Raw genomic sequence first — 16,905 nt, forward strand, 5'->3', positions numbered from 1 at the left:
CGGCGGCTCCGGTCGGTTGGCCGGTAGCTCCGGTCGGTTGCCCGGTTGCTCGGCGACTCCGGTCGGTTGCCCGGTGGCGGAGTCGGGCGCGGTGACGGTGACCCGGGCGGTTCCGGCCGGTCGCTCCGCGGCGGCGCGCGGCACGGGGCACCGCGGCGGAGGCCGAGGCGGCTCAGGCGTCCACGGTCTCCCGCCGCGCGGCGACGGTCCGGTCCGAGGCGGCGATCCGCGCGGCGCGGTCCGGCATCGTGAAGGCGAAGACGGCGGCGAGCGCGGAGACCACCGCCAGCACCAGGTACGCCTGCTGGAACGCGGAGACCGGCGGATGGGCGTCGGCCCCGGTGCCGACCACCGCGGCCGAGGCCAGCACCACGGTCGCCACCGCCGGGGCGGTCGCGCCGGCGGCCTGCCGGACCACCGTGTTCAGGGTCGCCGCATGGGAGACGTCCGCCTTCCCGATGCCGGTGAACGAGGCCACCGTGGTGGGCATGAACACCCCGCCCATCGCCGCGCCCAGCAGGAACATCAGTCCGCGGAACGTCCACAGCGAGGAGTCCGCGTCCAGCCGGGAGAAGGCCACCAGCACCAGCGCGACCCCGAGCAGCCCGAACCCGACGAGCTTGCGCGGACCGATCCGGGCGTAGAGCGGCGTGACGAGCTGCATGGTGAGCAGCACACCGAACGCCTCGGCGAAGGTGCTGGAACCGGACTCCCAGGCACTCAGGCCCAACCCCTGCTGCAGGAACAGCGGTCCGACGAACATCGCGCCCATGAACGCGGTGAAGCCGAGGAACGCGATCACGTTGGTGTCCCGGAACAGACGGTCGGTGAACAGCCGCACCCGCAAAGCCGGTTCAGGCACCCGCAGCTCCACCGCCACGGCCGCCGCCAGCAGCACCGCGCCGCCGACCAGACCTGTCACCACCGGCACGCTGCTCCAGCCCATCTCGGCGGCCTCGCTGACGCCGAACATCAGCCCCGCCGTGCCGAAGGCGGTGAGCACCAGACCGGGCACGTCCAGCCGCCCGGGAACGTGGTCGCGGTGCTCCTCGAGGAAGAGCAGTCCGAAGACGAGGACGGCGACGCCGATCGGCAGGTTGGCGTAGAAGACCCAGCGCCAGGTCATGTTGTCCACCAGCCAGCCCGCGCCCATCGGGGCCAGGGCGGGCGCCACCTGCTGCGGGATGATCATGTAGCGGGAGACCTTCACCTGCTCGGACAGGCTGAAGGTGCGGTACAGCAGAGCTCCGGTGACCGGCAGCAGGATGCCGGCGGCGAAACCCTGGAGGGCGCGCCACAGGACGAGTTCGCCCAGTGACCCGGCCACGCCGCAGAGTCCGGAGGCGACGGTGAAGACGGCGAAGGCCGTCAGGACGGTGCGGCGCCCGCCGAAGCGGTCACCGAGCCAGGCCGACAGGGGCACGGCGAGGCCGACGCAGACGGGGTAGACCACGACGACGGCGTCGAGACCCGCGGTGGCGAGTCCGAAGTCACGGCCGATGGAGGGCAGGGCGACGGTGGTGCCGGCTCCGTCCACGATGGACATGAACGCGGTGACCACACAGACGACAGGGACGACTATGCGCTGGTCGAGGCGCAGCGAGCGAAGCATGTGCTGAGTATACTCAGTATGTGTAGGCTCAGCACATCCGTTCCGGTCGGCACGGACCGAATTCGGGTCGGCACGGACCGATCCGGGCCACCGGGCCCGTTCCCGCCGCGCGGGTGCGGTAGGAACGGGGGCGAGAACCGCCGACCGCCACGAGCACAGGAGCACCAAGGTGAGGAACGTCCCGGGCAGCAGTGACCCGCTGATCGACGAGCTGTTCGCGACGACCCACCGTCTGCGGCTCTTCGTCGACGGCAGGCTGGCCGAGAAGGGCACCACCGTCGCCCAGTTGCGCGCCCTGCGTTTCCTCGCCCACGCCGCCGAGCCGATGCGGATGCGCGACCTCAGCGACATGCTCGGCGTCGCCGCCCGCACGGCCACCAGCCTGGTCGACGCCCTGGAGCGCGACGGCCTGGTCGTCCGCCTCCCGCACCCCACCGACCGCCGCGCCCACCTGCTCGCCCTCACCGACGCGGGCCGCGCCTGCCACCAGGAGGCCGAGGCGATGGACCGCGAGGCCCTGCGCACCGCCACCGGCGCCCTCACCCCCGAGGACCGCACCGCCCTGCGCACCCTGCTGGGCCGCATCCGCGACACCGTCGCGGCGGCCGAACAGGCTGGTGCGGGGTCCCGGCGGTGACCGGACCGTCGGAGGTCGGGTGCGGCCCGCGGTCAGGTGCGGTCGGCCGAGAAGGTCGTGCAGTTCGCCCCGTAGACCCGCCCGTCCATATGACCGGGTGCCGAAGGGTCGTACGCGGCCTGGAGGTCGACCGTGAGGTAACCCGGGGGCTGCTCGATCCAGTTGGTCGCCCGCAGCGTGAGCACCCCGCTCTCGAAGGTCCCCGCCACGGCGAACGACCCGCGCGGCACCGTGGGGTTGGAAGGCGCCGGGTAGAACGCGAACACCCCCGTGACGCTGCCGTCCTGGTACTGATCGACGGTGAGGACCAGGCCGGTGATGCCCTGGTTGCAGACGTAACTGCCGTTCCACCGCCCCGACAGGTCCGTCACCACCTCGGACGGTGACGGCGACGGCGAGGGATCGGAGGGAGCGTCCGCGGGAGGGCCGGTGCTGGAGGAGGCGTCGTACGGGGTGCCGGACGGTGACGATGACGGTGACGCGGTGTCCGAAGGGGTCGGGCCGGCCTCGGGCTGCCCGTCGGACCAGGCGTCGGAGGGCGGGGCGGAGGAGCCGGAGTCCGTCCCGGAGGCCCCGCCGAAGAGGGCGTCCGCCTGCCAGGCCACCAGTCCCGCCGCAAGGGCCGCCACGACGAGCGGGACGATCACCGCGGCACGACGCCTGCCGGAGGCCCCCGGCGGCCTCCCCGGAGGCATCCCCCCGGACCCCCCGGCCCTCGCGCCGCCGTCCCCCGCCCCGGGCGCGACCGCGGTGGGCGTGTACGAGGGCGGGGTGGTGGGCGGCGCGGCGGGCGTGCTGTACGCGGGCGGATCGGTGGGCGGTGCGGTGGGCGTGTGCGCGGGCGAGGGAGTGGACCGGGCCGGCGCGGTGACGGTGGGTGCCTGCCGGGTCGGCGGCAACGGCGCGTCCCCCGCGTCGTGCTGCCCGGCGGAACCCGCGGCGGCGGTCCCGTCCCGTACCTGCCGCACCGTCGCGGCCACCGCCGGCGGAAGCCACGCCGCCCCGGCGAACAACAGCTCCGTACGCGCCGCACCCGCCGCATCCGCCGTGTCCGTCGCATCCGTCAGCTCGGCCAGCAGCTCGCCGACGCCCGGCCGGTCCTGCGGCCGCTTGGCCAGGCACCTGCCGACCAACCCGCGCACCGCGTCCGGCACCGCGGCCAGATCCGGTTCGGCGTGCACGACCCGGTACATCAGGCCCTGCGCCGAACCCGTGCCGAAGGGCCCGGCGCCGGAGGCCGCGAACGCGAGGACGGCGCCCAGCGCGAAGACGTCACTGGCGGCCGTGACGGGTTCGCCGGTCAGCTGTTCCGGGGACATGAAACCGGGTGTCCCGATCACCACCCCGGTCCGGGTGATCACGCTCGCCTCGGCCGCCGTGGAGATGCCGAAGTCGATGACCCGGGGACCGTCGGCGGCCAGCAGCACATTCGACGGCTTGAGATCACGGTGGACGAGTCCCGAGGCGTGGATCGCCTCCAGCGCCTCGGCCAGCCCGACCGCCAGGGTCGTCACCCGGGAGGCCTCCCACGCCCCGTGCAGGGCGACGGCGGTGTCCAGCGAGACGCCCGGTACGTAGGCAGTCGCCAGCCACGGCGGGTCCGCCTCCGGATCCGCGTCCACCACGCCGGCGGTGAACACCCCGTTCACCCGCCTGGCGGCCGCGACCTCGCGCGCGAACCGCTGCCGGAACTCGCGGTCCTCGGCCAGCTCGGGCCGCACCACCTTCACGGCCACCGCCCTGCCGCCCTTGGACCGCGCCAGGTACACCCGCCCCATCCCGCCGGCCCCGAGCCGCCGCACCAGCCGGTACGGCCCGACCCGCTCCGGATCCCCCGCCCCGAGCTCCTCCGTGAACCCCATGCGTCCCCCCACGATCTCCCCGTGATCTCCCCCTGCGAGGGCTCACATCATGACGCCGGCGAACATCGGAAGACGTCCGTTTTACGCAGGCTCGGTACAAGTCGCAAGAACATGAACCGAGTTGGGCAGAATCACGCCAGGTCGAGCGGAATCGGACCAGGCCGGCCCGCGTCCAGGCGGGCCGCGTCCTGGCTGCCCGCGTCCCGTGGGAAGACCGCACCGCGGCTCGGAGCGAGAGGGAACGCCGTCCTCGGGCGTCGGGCGTCGGGCAGGTCAGTGCGGGGTGGGCCGGTAGACCAGCTCCTGGACGCGCCCGTCCAGGGTCCGGCTCTCCAGCAGTTCCAGGTCGAAGTCCTCGGCGCCCGCGAAGACCGGGTCCAGCCCCGTCCGGCCCGTGACGACGGGGAAGAGCGTCACCTGCAGCCGGTCCACCAGCCCGGCCGCCATCAGCGCCCGGTTCATCGACAGGCTGCCGTGCGAGCGCAGGGGCACGTCCGACTCCTCCTTCAGCCGGGCCACCACCTCGACCGCGTCGCCGCTCGCCACAGTGGCGTCCGGCCAGTCGAGGGGCTCCTCCAGCGTCGTCGACACCACCGTCAGGGGCAGGTTCCGCATCCTCGTCACCCACGGGTCGCGCACGTCGGAGTCCTCCGTGCTCTCCGCCAGCATCCGTGCGAACAGCCGGTAGGTGTTCGCACCCAGCACCATCCGCTGCTCCGCCCCGTACAGCCCGAGACGGTGTTCCAGCAGCTCAGGACCTTGCTTGCCCCAGTAGCCGGTCCAGTCGCCGCCGGCGGCCCCGAAGCCGTCCAGGCTCACGAAGACGTCGAAGGTGTAGGTGGCGGTCATGTCGTCCTCCTCGGATGCGGCCGGACGCGGTGACCGGCCAGGTGGGATCCTTCGTCGAACCGTCGTCCCACCTTCGACCCGCGGTCCCCGCGGAACTCATCGCCATGCCCGCCGCCCCCGGCCCCGACCACTCGAACGGCAGGCTCCGGCTCCGCGGAGGAAGCGGGCCGCCGCCGGCGGGCCTGCCGTCGATCTCCGTCGCGTCACACCGGTGTCCCGCCCGTCACGCCTTGTGCCCCGGTGGGTAACAGACGCCCCCTGCCTCTCATCGCTTCGCTACAACTCCAGTGCGGCGCCGCACCGACGGTCCGCCGAATCGGAAAGGGCCCGCCCATTACCCGGGAGGACGCGTGGACGAGGTGACGGTCGAGGGCCTCGCGGCGCAGCTCGACGAGCTGGCCGATCTCGTCGTCGTGCTGTCCGACAAACACGACCACAGGATGGAGGTACTGGAGCAGGCGCTCACGGACCTCCAGGACGGCGTCGTGGGATACGTCTCCCGCAAGGTGTCCGGCGCGGGGGAGAAGCCGCCGCCCGAGCCCTGGACCGCCCGTGCCACCCTGTCGCAGTGGTCGGAACTCGCCGACTGGGTCGACTGGTTGCGGGCCCGGTACCAGCCGGAGGGCGAGTACGGCATCCCGCCGTGCTGGCCCTGCCACCCCGGAGCCGCGGAGGAACTCGCCGCCCTGTGGGCCGCCTGGAAGGAGGCGATGCGCGCGGCCGAGCAGACCCGGGACAACGGGAACCACGCCCTGCTCTGGCACGAACAGCACCTCTGGGGCGCCCTCCTCCGGGCCCACCGCGTGATCCCCGAGGCCTGCCTCGACACCGGCCACGTTCCTGCCGCCACGCCGGAGCCGACGGAACGCATCTGGGGCCTCGCGGCCGAGGAGCCCCCGCGGAGCCCGGGAGCCGAAGACGACGCCTAGCGCATCCCGACGAGAGGACCCGGCTTCCATGAGCCACGTGACCACACCGACATCTCCGCCGCAGTCGGTGATCGCCGGCAAGGCCCGGTTGGACGACGTCCTTGCGGAGCTACGGGCGGCACGGCCCGTCTTCCACTCCGAGGCCGACCTCCAGCACGCCTTCGCCCAGGCGTTGACCTCCGTCGCTCCGGACGTCCGGGCACGCCTCGAAGTGCCGGTACGCCGACCCGGGCTCCGTGCGGAGTACCTGGACCTGCTGTGCCTGGGACCTACGGCCCGGACCGCTGTGGAGTTCAAGTACGTCACCCGACGGTGGGCCGGCGAGGCGGGCTCCCCGCCCGAGGATTACGACCTCCGCCACCATGGGGCGCCGGACCTGGCCCGGCGCAACTTCGTGTTCGACATCGAGCGGCTGGAACGCTTCTGCCGCCGCGAGGACCAGAACGGCCTCGCCCTGCTCATCACCAACGAGGCGGCCCTGTGGCTTCCCCCGCCTCAGGGCCGCCCCCGCACCAGGGACCACGAGTTCAGACTCCACGACGGGCAGACGCTGGCCGGCACCCTCCGCTGGGCCGAGGGCGGCTACGCCCCCCACACCCGCGTCCTGCGCGGCATCCATCCGCTCACCTGGCGCTCGTACGCGCAACTCGGCGGTCCCGGCGGCGAGTTCCGCTGCCTGGCTGTCCTCGTCGATCCGTGACCACGGTCCCCCGGGGGCAAGCTTCCGGACTATCTTCACGGGCATGGATCATCAGGGGGAGTTTCGTCGCGCAGCGCGCGAGTTGGGCATCCCGGACGACGAGATCGGCAGGTTCAGCACGCACCTTCGTCTGGCGATCGGGCTGTCCGCCGGTGGCGGCGGCTCTCCGGTCGGGCACATCGGTGGGCTGCCCCGGCTGCCGGTGGGCACGACGTGGCCGTCCGCCGGGGACCTTCCGTTGCCGTTGCTCCTGTCCGTCGACTGCGGGGCGCTGCCGAGGATCGACGGCTTCGACCTGCCGGCGGACGGGACTTTGCTCTTCTTCGTTCACCAGGAGAGGGACTTCCGCGAGGTGCGGGCCGAGCCGGGCCGGTACGCGCGAGTCGTGTACGTACCGGACGGCGCCGAGACCGCGGTTCCGGAGCCCCCGGACGCCGCGTGCGCCGGCGAACGGATCGACGTCTGCGCCGAACTCGAAGCCGATCTGCCCCTCTGGCTCAAGGAGGGCGACGAGGACTGGCACGAGTTCTGGGAGGACCTCGAGTGGGACGACATGTACCCCTTCCAGCAGCGGCTGGCCCGGTACATGGAGCGTGAACTGCCCCACCTGGACGAGCTTCGGTCCCTGGCCCACGGCCTCTGGTCGTCCGGTGCGTACCTGGTCCTCGGCGGGTACGCCGACGACGAGGCGACGGTCGGCGGCATCACGGCGAAGGCCCTGGCGGAGGGGAAGCCGTTCGCCCCTCTGCCGGAAGAGGACGCGTTCCGGCTGGCGGGCGAATGGATACCCCTCGCCGACGAAGGGCGCGCCTACGAGGAGTACTCCACGAAGTTCATGATCCGCCACGACGACCTGGCCGCAGCCCGGTGGGACAAGGCCCTCACCGTGACGTCCTTCGAGGCCCCCTGACCCGGTTCGTCGCCCTCTGCAGGGAGCCGCCGGTCCGGCTCGGCCGGCACGGATCGCGGCTCCCCTCCGACGCGCTGTGCGTCACCGCGTGGGCCTCGTTGCCCCGGTCGATGGAACGGCACATCGCCGCGTCGACCAACGAGGGTCGCGGCTGAAGGGGTCCGATGCCCGCCCGTCCACCTGGAGCGTCGGTGGGCGGGCGCTGCCCGTGTGACGGGGCAGACCCCCGAAATCAGACCTGACCCAGGGGGAACAGTCATGAGCAACACAAAGCGACGCGTGGCTTCGGTGACAGCGGCCTTTGTCCTCGCGGCCGGCGTGGTCGTCGCCGGCGCGGGGTCGGCGGCGGCCGAGCCGTACTGCAACTACATCTCCGACTCCTCACGCCCCACCGTCTACCCGGGCAGACCTGCAACGGCACCGTCGGCGGCGCGGACGGGATCGTCGGCACCAGCACGTGGTCCCGGCTCTACGCCCCGAAGGCGGCCTGCGCCCTCCAGGCCGTCGGGGGGCGACCGCCGCGCAGGGTGGTGAGCCTGTGCTCGGCCTGGTGCTGCTCCTGGGCGCCGACCGCCGCGGTCCGACCCACCCACCGCGGGCGTGGTCGCGCCCGTGCCCGCTCCTGGAACGCGGTGCCGCACGGGCCGTGCGTGCCGCGGGTACGACCGAGGGCTCCGAGCCGAACTGGCGGCTCGGAGCCCTCGGTCATGCAGTGGGGCCGGCCGCCGGCCGCCGGACGCCGGCCGTAGGGGCGGAGGCCCGAGCCCGTCCCGCGGCCCGAACGGGGCCCGGCCCGGCCTCGCGGCGGCCGATACTCCACGGCAAGTCCTCGGCGGCTAATCCTCGTACAGCGCGATGAGACGGCCCACCACGCCGCCCTTGCGCAGATCGTCCAGCCCTTGGGGGATCCGATCAGGAGTGATGCGCTTCAACGGCGGGTTGAGGTCGCCGGAGCGCATGAGGTCGTACAGCTCCGCCAGGTCCTGCTTCGTGCCCGACTTGGAGCCGTGGATGTTCAGTTGCTTGAGGATGATCTCGTTGGTGCTCACGGTGGATTCCAGACGGCCCATGCCGACCTGCACCAGGGTGCCGAACTCGGCGAGCGTCTCGATCGCCTGGGCGGTGGTGGTGCCGAAGCCGGCGTAGTCCACGACGAGTTCCAGGTTCTTGTCCTTGAACTCGGTGATCGACTCGGCGACGCCGCTGAGCCCGATCTCGTCGGCCAGTTCGCGGGTCTGCGGGTTCACCTCGGCCGCGTACACCTCGGCCCCCTTGAGCACGGCGACGCGCGCGCCGATGTAGCCCAGGCCGCCGAGCCCGATCACTCCGACGCGCATCCCCTGCTTCGCCCCGCCGCGGGTCACCATCGCGTGGTACGAGGTGAGGCCGGCGTCGGTGGCCATCGCACCCAGTTCGAAGGAGACCTCGTCCGGGAGCCGGACCAGGTTGGCGTCGGTGGCGCGGACCCGCGGCCCGTATCCGCCGTCCCAGGCGCCGTACCCGATGGCGTCGCCGTCCGGCATCATCGGCGAGAGGCCGACGCGGTCGCCGGCCTTCCAGTGCTCCATGCCGTCGCCGACCTCGCTGATCACGCCGGCGTTCTCGTGCCCGAGCGTCATCGGCGTACGCGGGAACAGGGCTATCCAGCCCGGGTCGTCGAGCGCGCTGACGTCCGAGTGGCACAGGCCCGCGGCCTTGACGTCGACGACGACCTCACCAGGACCCGCGTGCGGCGCGTCCACCTCTTCCAGGGTCAGCGGCTGATCGGTTCCGTGGAAGCGCCAGGACTTCATGAGCGTGCGTCCTCACATGTCAGCGGTCGGGGGGACCCGACGGAGGGGGCCACGTCCGAACCACGGTGGGAACGCGTGCCCCCTGCATCCCACTATGCATCGCTGTGTTCCGGAGTGCGCGACGTGCTCCCCTCCGGCTTCGGTCGCAGTCCGTGCCGGGCCGCCGGCTCCGCCGCGTGCCGGTGACGCCTCGCTGGACCACCGGCCGCACCACCTCGAGCAGCAGTCCGAGCAGCTCTCGTCCCCCCGACCGCCCGCCCGCGTGACGGGCACGACCACGGGCCCTGAGCTGAACTCCCAGCTCAGGGCCCGTGGTCGAGCGATCAGCCGTACGTGTAGAAGCCCGAGCCCGTCTTGCGGCCCAGACGGCCCGCGTCGACCATCCGCTGGAGCAGCGGGGGAGCGGCGTACAAGGGCTCCTTGTACTCCTCGTACATGGAGTAGGCGACCGAGGCCACCGTGTCCAGGCCGATCAGGTCGGCGAGCTTGAGGGGGCCCATCGGGTGGGCGCAGCCCATCTCCATGCCGTTGTCGATGTCCTCACGGCTCGCGATGCCGGACTCGAACATCCGGATCGCCGACAGGAGGTACGGGATCAGCAGCGCGTTGACCACGAAACCGGAGCGGTCCTGGGCGCGGATGGAGTGCTTGCCGAGCGCCTTCTCGGCGAACAGCTGCGCGCGGCCGAGGGTGCCCTCGGAGGTGGTCAGCGCGGGGATCAGCTCGACGAGCTGCTGCACCGGCGCCGGGTTGAAGAAGTGGATGCCCACCACCTGGTCGGGCCGCGAGGTGGCGACCGCGAGCTTCACCAGCGGGATGGAGGAGGTGTTGGAGGCCAGGATGGCGTCCGGGCGGGTGACCACCTGGTCGAGGACCTGGAAGATCTCCGTCTTGACCTGCTCGTTCTCCACGACGGCCTCGATGACGAGGTCGCGGTCGTGGAACTCGCCGAGGTCGGTGGTGAAGTCCAGGCGCGCCTCGGTGGCCGCGCGCTCCTCCTCGGTGAGCTTGCCGCGCTCCAACGCCCGCTGGAGAGAGGTGAGCACCCGGGTGCGTCCGAACTCCAGGGCCTCGCCGGTGGCCTCGGCGACCTTCACGTCCAGACCGGCGCGGGCGCAGACCTCGGCGATACCGGCTCCCATCTGGCCGGAGCCCACCACTCCCACGCGTTCGATGTCGCTCACATCGTCCCTTTCGTGATCATCGGGTCGGACAGGTTGCCATCGGTCGGCGCCTGCTCCGATCGAGCACGTTACCTTCGCGGCTCCGACGATCGATCGTTCGGGTGGGGCATGCTGGGTGACCGCTGTCCCAGCGGTACTGCCCGTGGCCGGGCGGCCGCGAAACGTGAGGGGTCTCATCCGATGGCAGGACTCTCCCGCAGGACATTCGCCACCGCCGCCGTCACGGCGCTGCCCGCCCTGCTGGCCACGGGGGCCGCGGCGCCGGCGGCCGGCGGTTCGGCCGTGACGGCCCCGGCGGGCGCGGGTGGCGGCGCCGCGGCGCCGGCCAGGGCGATGCGCGGGATGTGGCTGGCCACCGTGGGGAACCGGGACTGGCCCTCACGCCCCGGACTGAGTGCCGCCCGCCAGCGCGACGAACTGCTGCGCCACCTCGACGCCGCGGTGCGACGGCGGCTGAACACCGTGATCTTCCAGGTCAGGCCCACCGCGGACGCCCTCTGGCCGTCCCGGCACGAGCCCTGGTCCGCCTACCTCACGGGCACCCAGGGCAAGAACCCCGGCTGGGACCCGCTGGGCACCGCCGTGACGGAGGCGCACGCCCGGGGGCTGGAACTGCACGCCTGGTTCAACCCGTACCGGGTGGCCGCGCACACCCAGCCGTCCCGCCTGGTGGCCGGACATCCCGCACGCAAGCACCCGGGCTGGGTGGTGCCCTACGGCGGCAAGCTGTACTACAACCCGGGCCTGCCGGAGGTCCGCGCCTTCGTGCAGGACGCCGTCCTCGACGCGGTGGAGCGGTACCCGGTCGACGCCGTGCACTTCGACGACTACTTCTACCCGTACCCGGTGGCGGGACAGACCTTCGGCGACGCGGCCGCCTACAAGGCGCACGGGGCCGCGTTCTCCTCCCGGGCCGCCTGGCGGCGCAACAACGTCGACCTGCTGGTGAAGGAGACCGCCAAACGGATCCGCGCCGCCCGCCCGGGAACACGGTTCGGGATCAGCCCGTTCGGCGTCTGGCGCAACGCCTCCACCGACCGGCGCGGTTCCGACACCCGCGGCGGCGTGCAGACGTACGACGACCTGTACGCGGACACCCGCAAGTGGGTGCGCGGCGGGTGGATCGACTACGTGGTGCCGCAGCTGTACTGGCACATCGGGCAGAGCGCCGCGGACTACGCGGTGCTCGCCGAGTGGTGGGCGGACACCACGCGCGGCACCGGCACCGCCCTGTACCTCGGCGAGGCGCTCTACAAGGCGGGCGACCCGAAACAGGCCGCCGCCTGGCAGAACGTGCGCGAACTGTCCCGCCACCTCGAGCTCGCGGCCGCGCTGCCCGAGGTGGGGGGACACGTCTTCTTCTCCGCCAAGGAGGTCGCGGCCGACCCGAGCGGCGCCATGGCCCGGGTGGTCAAGGACCACTACGGCGGCTGAGCGCACGGGGACTTCGCGGCGGCCGGGCGTTGCCGCCACCGCGTTCGGGCCCCGCTACAGGCGGTGACTGCCGCTGGCGGTGACGCCCGGACCGGTGGTCAGGTGCTTCACCTCGGTGTCCGGGCCGGGCCAGACCATCGCCTCGTTGCCGTCCTCGAACCGCACCCGGTAGGGCGGGGAACCGTCCGGGCCGAGCACCTCGATCACCTCTGCCGTCCGGTCGGCCGCTCCGACCACCCTGCCGTGCGTCAGCAGCCGGTCTCCCACACGTGCGTACATCGGCGGGCCTCCTCGTCCAGTCGTCGTCTCGTCCAGCGATACTTTCCCGGGAGCCCCCTCGTCCGAGTCTACGAGCGGCACGCGCGTCCGGCAGGGGCAGCGGGCCGGGCGGGTGCGGCATGCGGGTCCCGGGCGCGAGGGCCGGGCGGGTTCCGGGCGCGAGGGCCGGACCCCGCGCCCCGCGCACCCCCGCGCCGCATATCGCGTTGCGGCGTCCCGACGGCCCGTGGAAGCCTCCCGTCATGACGCTTCCGCCGGCCCTGCCGTCCCTCCCGCCCCTGCCACAGGGATACGAGTTCTCCGCCGACCCGGCCCGCGTGGACGCCGACCGGGTGCACCACTGGCTGTCCACCGACGCCTACTGGGCGCTCGGGCGTTCCCGGGAGAAGCAGGACGCGGCGATGGCCGGTTCGGTGAACTTCGGGATGTACGACGTCGTCACCGGGGCGCAGGCCGCCTACGCCCGCGCGGTCACCGACCGGGCCACCTTCGCCTGGCTCTGCGACGTCTACGTCGACCCCCAGGTGCGGGGCAAGGGCCTGGGCAGTGCCCTGGTGGCCAGGGTGCGCGAGGAGCTGAGCGGCCTCGGGCTGCGCCGCATCATGCTCGCCACGCACGACGCCCACGACGTCTACGCCCGCCTCGGCTTCGAGCCCCTCGCACGACCGGACGACTGGATGGCGCTGCAGCTCCACTGAGCACCCGGGCGCACGCAGGGGTTACCGGGCGTGTTACCCGCCGGTGTCGGCCCTCTTGACCCGCCCTCCCCGCGGGTCGACCATCACCGCATGCATGTTCGGGTCACCTTCGTTGCAGCCGCGAGCAGCACCCGCCCGATCGCCGAGCGATTCGACGACGACAGCCCGTTGGACCGGGAGGGCTGGGAGGGGATCCAGCGCGTCGTCCCCGGCCTGGCGCCGCTGGCCGCCGCCGACCTGCGCTACTGCTCGCCCACCCCGCGCAGCCGGGCCACCGGGGACCTGTTGGGCTACGTCCCGCTGGTGCAGCCCGCCCTTCGCGACTGCGACATGGGGCGGTGGCGCGGCATGACGCTCGCCGAGGCGATGGCCCGCGAGCCGCAGGCCGTCGACGCCTGGCTGGCCGACCCGCGCTCCGCGCCGCACGGCGGGGAGTCGTTGCACGCCTTCATCACCCGGGTCGGCGGCTGGCTCGACACCCGGCCCGCGGACGACGGGGCCACCATCACCGCCGTCGCGGAACCCGGGGTGATCCGGGCAGCGCTGATCTACGCCCTCAAGGCGCCGCCGTCCGTCTACTGGAACGTCGACGTCCGCCCGCTCTCCGCGATCACCGTCCTGGGCCGCCCCGGCCGCTGGACCCTCCGCCTGGACGTCCCCTACGCCCCGCCGGTGCGGGCCTGACCGGCGACGCCCTCGCGGTGTTCCGTCGTTTCCGGGGCGTGCGAGACCCTCGCCGCCTCCCGCGCGTACTCCGTGGTGAGGACCAGGTCCTTGGCCGGCCCGCGCACCCGCCACACCGTGCGCCACCGGTCCTCGTTCAGCACCGTGAACTCGCCCTCGTACAGGTCGGCGGCACAGGGGTGCGGGGCGACGAACCGTCCCGTCGACAGGTCCAGCGGGTGGAACTCCCGCCCGTCGGCGAAGCGCACGTCCGCCGAGGCGGCCGTGCTTCCGGGCAGCAGCCTCCCGGGCAGCAGCCGCAGCGTGCGACCGGCCGGACGGGAGACGCCCTGCCACACGAAGTCGCCGTCCTCCCGCTGCAGCAGCCCGCCCTCCGGCCCCGGCGACGGCTCGAACGCGGTCGTCCCACGGAACCGGCCCTCGTCCCCGGTGGCCAGGTCGCGCACGGTGCGCTCGGTGCGCCAGGTCCCGGGCAGATACGCCCACAGGTCCGGCACCGGGTGGAACTCCTCCGGCATGACTACCCGCCTCCCCTTCCCGCCTGCGACTCCTCGGGGCGGTCCGCTCCCGCCCCGGCCCCCGCCATCATCGCCGCTGCTCCCGGACGGAATGAACCCGGCCCGGAGGCGTTGAAGAACATATGAAGAAGATCGGCTTCCTCTCCTTCGGTCACTGGTCGGACACTCCGCACTCGCGGACCCGGACCGCCTCCGACGCACTGCTCCAGGCGATCGATCTCGCCGTAGCCGCCGAGGAGGTGGGCGTGGACGGCGCGTACTTCCGCGTGCACCACTTCGCCCAGCAGTACGCCTCCCCGTTCCCGCTGCTCGCGGCGATCGGCGCGCGCACCAGCCGGATCGAGATCGGCACCGGCGTGATCGACATGCGCTACGAGAACCCCATGTACATGGCCGAGGACGCCGGCGCCGCCGACCTGATATCCGGCGGCCGGCTCCAGCTCGGCCTCAGCCGCGGTTCACCGGAACAGGTGATCGACGGCTGGCGCTACTTCGGTTATCAGCCGCCGGAGGACGGCAACGACGCCGACATGGCGCGCAACCACACCGAGGTCCTGCTCGAGGTGCTCAAGGGCAAGGGTTTCGCCCGCCCCAACCCGCGCCCCATGTTCCCCAACCCGCCCGGTCTGCTGCGCCTGGAGCCGCACTCCGAGGGCCTGCGGGAGCGCATCTGGTGGGGTTCCGGATCCAACGCCACCGCCGTATGGGCCGCCCAGCTGGGCATGAACCTCCAGAGCTCCACGCTCAAGGACGACGAGAGCGGCGAGCCGCTGCACGTCCAGCAGCGCAAGCAGATCGAGGCGTACCGCGAGGCGTGGAAGGAGGCCGGGCACGCGCGTGAGCCGCGCGTCTCGGTGAGCCGCTCGGTGTTCCCGCTGGTCGACGACCGCGACCGGGCCTACTTCGGCAGGGAGACCGACTCCGAGGACCACTTCGGCAACATCGACCCCACGACGCGGGCCGTCTTCGGCCGCTCCTACGCCGCCGAGCCGGACGTCCTGGCCGAACAGCTGGCGAAGGACGAGGCGATCGCCGCAGCCGACACGCTGCTGCTGACCGTCCCGAACCAGCTGGGCGTCGACTACAACGCCCACGTCCTGGACGCCGTCCTCACCCACGTCGCCCCGGCCCTCGGCTGGCGCTGAACAGCAGGTCCTGCCCGGGGCTCCCGCAGTCCCGGGCAGCGAGCGGTGATCGCTTGCCTCCGGCCGCACCGGCTGGCAGAGTGCGCCCGTCCGCCGCCGACCGTGCGGCACCAGCACGAAGGACCAAGCCGTGGGCGCTGCCCTGTTCATCCTGATTTTCGCTCTCGCAGGCATCACCGGCGGCGCGGTGGCCGCGTTCAACCTCGGTGGTGCGGCCGACAAGTGGGTGGCGCGGCACAACGCGGTGCGCCGGGAGAAGGCGGCCCGCACCATGGACTTCGCCCTGCTCCAGCCGTCGGGAATGGGGCGCTGGTACTTCACGGTGCTCGGCGCCGTCATCCTGGCCGCCTCCCTGGTCATGCTCGTCGCCGCCATGGCGCTGCTCGCGGGGGTGTGAGTCCGTCCTGCCACGCGCTGCGGCACGGTGCCGCAGCGCGTGGCAGGAAAGGTGGGAAACCCGTCGTTGCCGCCATGACGGGCCCCTGCCAGGCTCGGAGGCATGAGACAGCGGAGCGTGCTCGTCGTCCTCTACGACGGAGTGCAGAGTCTGGACGTCACCGGGCCTTTGGAGGTCTTCGCCGAGGCAGGTGAGGCCGCCGGGCGGCCGGACGCCTACCGGGTGTCCACCGCCGGGCCCGGCGGTGGACCGGTGCGGACGTCGAGCGGGCTGCGCCTGCTGCCGGACACCGACCTGGACGGCGTCGAGCCCCCGCACACGCTGGTGGTGCCCGGCGGCGTGGGGACCGCCGCACCGGACCCGGCGGTGGTCCGCCGGATCCTGGACCTGGCGGCCGGGGCGGAGCGGATCGTGTCCGTCTGCACCGGCGCGTTCCTGCTGGCCGAGGCCGGTCTGCTGGCCGGGCGGCGGGCCACCACCCACTGGGCGTACTGCGACGCCCTCGCGCGCCGCTTCCCGGACACCGAGGTGGCCCCGGAGCCGATCTTCGTGCGGGACGGGAACGTCGCCACCTCGGCCGGGGTCACCGCCGGCATCGACCTCGCCCTCGCGCTGGTCGAGGAGGACCTCGGCCGGGACGTCGCCCTGCTGCTGGCCCGCCACCTGGTGGTGTTCCTCCGACGGCCGGGCGATCAGGCCCAGTTCAGCACCCAGCTCGCCGCGCAGCTCGCGGAGCGGCACCCGCTGCGGGAGGTGCAGAACTGGATCGCCGACCACCCCGACGACGACCTGAGCGTCGAGGCGCTGGCCCGTCGGGCGGCCTTGTCGCCGCGCCACTTCGCGCGGGCCTTCGCCGCCGAGGTCGGCGTGACGCCCGGACGGTACGTGGACGCCGCCCGGCTGGAGACCGCGCGCCGTCGGCTGGAGGACACCGAGGACGGCGTGGAGCGGATAGCCCGGGCCTGCGGATACGGCACACCCGAGGCGATGCGGCGGGCCTTCGTCCGCGCGCTGTCGGTGCCGCCCGCCGAGTACCGGCGCCGCTTCCGGCCGTCGTCGTCCGCCGCGCGCACCGTGCGGGGGACGGCCGGCGGCGGACCCGCGGACGCCACCGCCGCCGTCACCGCCACCGTCGCGTCCACGTCCGGGGGCGCCGCACCGGCCACCGGGGCAGCCGCCGCCGTTGGGCCGCCTGCCGTTCGGCCACCCGCCGTTGGGACGTCCATGGCCGAGACGGCCGCTACGGGCACGTCCACCGCCCACGCACCCGGCAC

15 protein-coding genes and 2 pseudogenes are annotated in these 16,905 nt (G+C 73.1%); 10 read left to right on the forward strand and 7 right to left on the reverse strand.

Going from position 1 to position 16,905, the window contains the following annotated elements; translation table 11 throughout:
• Nucleotides 1-172: 172 nt before the first annotated feature.
• On the reverse strand, nt 173-1,612 hold the full coding sequence (locus tag ACFRAV_RS06370) for a DHA2 family efflux MFS transporter permease subunit (RefSeq protein ID WP_382552135.1): 1,440 nt from the start codon (nt 1,610-1,612) through the stop codon (nt 173-175).
• 169 nt (nt 1,613-1,781) lie between these two features.
• Here ACFRAV_RS06370 and ACFRAV_RS06375 point away from each other — a divergent pair, with 169 nt between their 5' ends.
• The gene (locus ACFRAV_RS06375) at nt 1,782-2,249 is read left to right on the forward strand and encodes a MarR family winged helix-turn-helix transcriptional regulator (RefSeq protein ID WP_382552137.1); all 468 of its coding nucleotides are present in this window, start codon (nt 1,782-1,784) and stop codon (nt 2,247-2,249) included.
• Nucleotides 2,250-2,281: 32 nt separating this feature from the next.
• On the opposite strand, the gene ACFRAV_RS06380 is transcribed toward ACFRAV_RS06375, so the two are convergent.
• Together ACFRAV_RS06380 and ACFRAV_RS06385 are read right to left on the reverse strand one after the other, a co-directional pair.
• Entirely contained in the window at nt 2,282-4,111 is a 1,830-nt protein-coding gene (locus tag ACFRAV_RS06380; protein WP_382552139.1) for a serine/threonine-protein kinase, read from the reverse strand.
• 273 nt (nt 4,112-4,384) lie between these two features.
• A complete protein-coding gene (locus tag ACFRAV_RS06385; protein WP_382552141.1) occupies nt 4,385-4,960 on the reverse strand; it encodes a dihydrofolate reductase family protein in 576 nt (191 codons plus the stop codon).
• 350 nt (nt 4,961-5,310) lie between these two features.
• Between ACFRAV_RS06385 and ACFRAV_RS06390 the strand changes: the two genes are divergently transcribed.
• The 3 genes from ACFRAV_RS06390 to ACFRAV_RS06400 are packed head-to-tail and all read left to right on the forward strand — an operon-like array spanning nt 5,311 to nt 7,499.
• A complete protein-coding gene (locus ACFRAV_RS06390) occupies nt 5,311-5,889 on the forward strand; it encodes a hypothetical protein (protein ID WP_382552142.1) in 579 nt (192 codons plus the stop codon).
• 28 nt (nt 5,890-5,917) lie between these two features.
• Entirely contained in the window at nt 5,918-6,589 is a 672-nt protein-coding gene (locus tag ACFRAV_RS06395; RefSeq protein ID WP_382552143.1) for a hypothetical protein, read from the forward strand.
• Between the two features lie 43 nt (nt 6,590-6,632).
• A complete protein-coding gene (locus ACFRAV_RS06400) occupies nt 6,633-7,499 on the forward strand; it encodes a DUF1963 domain-containing protein (protein ID WP_382552145.1) in 867 nt (288 codons plus the stop codon).
• 836 nt (nt 7,500-8,335) lie between these two features.
• Here ACFRAV_RS06400 and ACFRAV_RS06405 read toward each other — a convergent pair.
• Together ACFRAV_RS06405 and ACFRAV_RS06410 are read right to left on the reverse strand one after the other, a co-directional pair.
• Entirely contained in the window at nt 8,336-9,292 is a 957-nt protein-coding gene (locus ACFRAV_RS06405; RefSeq protein ID WP_382552146.1) for a zinc-binding dehydrogenase, read from the reverse strand.
• Nucleotides 9,293-9,615: 323 nt separating this feature from the next.
• Entirely contained in the window at nt 9,616-10,476 is an 861-nt protein-coding gene (locus ACFRAV_RS06410; protein WP_382552148.1) for a 3-hydroxybutyryl-CoA dehydrogenase, read from the reverse strand.
• Nucleotides 10,477-10,656: 180 nt separating this feature from the next.
• Between ACFRAV_RS06410 and ACFRAV_RS06415 the strand changes: the two genes are divergently transcribed.
• Nucleotides 10,657-11,910, forward strand: a complete 1,254-nt coding sequence (locus ACFRAV_RS06415; protein WP_382552150.1) for a glycoside hydrolase family 10 protein — start codon at nt 10,657-10,659, stop codon at nt 11,908-11,910.
• 54 nt (nt 11,911-11,964) lie between these two features.
• On the opposite strand, the gene ACFRAV_RS06420 is transcribed toward ACFRAV_RS06415, so the two are convergent.
• The gene (locus tag ACFRAV_RS06420; protein WP_382552152.1) at nt 11,965-12,189 is read right to left on the reverse strand and encodes a DUF1918 domain-containing protein; all 225 of its coding nucleotides are present in this window, start codon (nt 12,187-12,189) and stop codon (nt 11,965-11,967) included.
• A gap of 242 nt (nt 12,190-12,431) precedes the next feature.
• Between ACFRAV_RS06420 and ACFRAV_RS06425 the strand changes: the two genes are divergently transcribed.
• Entirely contained in the window at nt 12,432-12,887 is a 456-nt protein-coding gene (locus tag ACFRAV_RS06425) for a GNAT family N-acetyltransferase (RefSeq protein ID WP_382552154.1), read from the forward strand.
• Between the two features lie 90 nt (nt 12,888-12,977).
• On the forward strand, nt 12,978-13,571 hold the full coding sequence (locus ACFRAV_RS06430; protein ID WP_382552155.1) for a histidine phosphatase family protein: 594 nt from the start codon (nt 12,978-12,980) through the stop codon (nt 13,569-13,571).
• 59 nt (nt 13,572-13,630) lie between these two features.
• On the opposite strand, the pseudogene ACFRAV_RS06435 reads toward ACFRAV_RS06430, so the two are convergent.
• A pseudogene (locus ACFRAV_RS06435) lies at nt 13,631-14,089 on the reverse strand (DUF6314 family protein); the annotation flags it as partial.
• A 122-nt stretch (nt 14,090-14,211) separates the two neighbouring features.
• Here ACFRAV_RS06435 and ACFRAV_RS06440 point away from each other — a divergent pair.
• The 3 genes and pseudogenes from ACFRAV_RS06440 to ACFRAV_RS06450 all read left to right on the forward strand — a co-directional run.
• Nucleotides 14,212-15,234 (forward strand): LLM class flavin-dependent oxidoreductase, encoded by a 1,023-nt coding sequence (locus ACFRAV_RS06440; protein ID WP_382552156.1) that lies wholly within the window; start codon nt 14,212-14,214, stop codon nt 15,232-15,234.
• Between the two features lie 130 nt (nt 15,235-15,364).
• On the forward strand, nt 15,365-15,631 hold the full coding sequence (locus tag ACFRAV_RS06445; protein ID WP_382552158.1) for a hypothetical protein: 267 nt from the start codon (nt 15,365-15,367) through the stop codon (nt 15,629-15,631).
• Nucleotides 15,632-15,733: 102 nt separating this feature from the next.
• Nucleotides 15,734-16,690: pseudogene (locus ACFRAV_RS06450) on the forward strand (GlxA family transcriptional regulator); the annotation flags it as partial.
• Nucleotides 16,691-16,905: the final 215 nt, after the last annotated feature.

Source organism: Streptomyces sp. NPDC056600 (assembly GCF_042792855.1).
Taxonomy (GTDB): Bacteria; Actinomycetota; Actinomycetes; order Streptomycetales; family Streptomycetaceae; genus Streptomyces.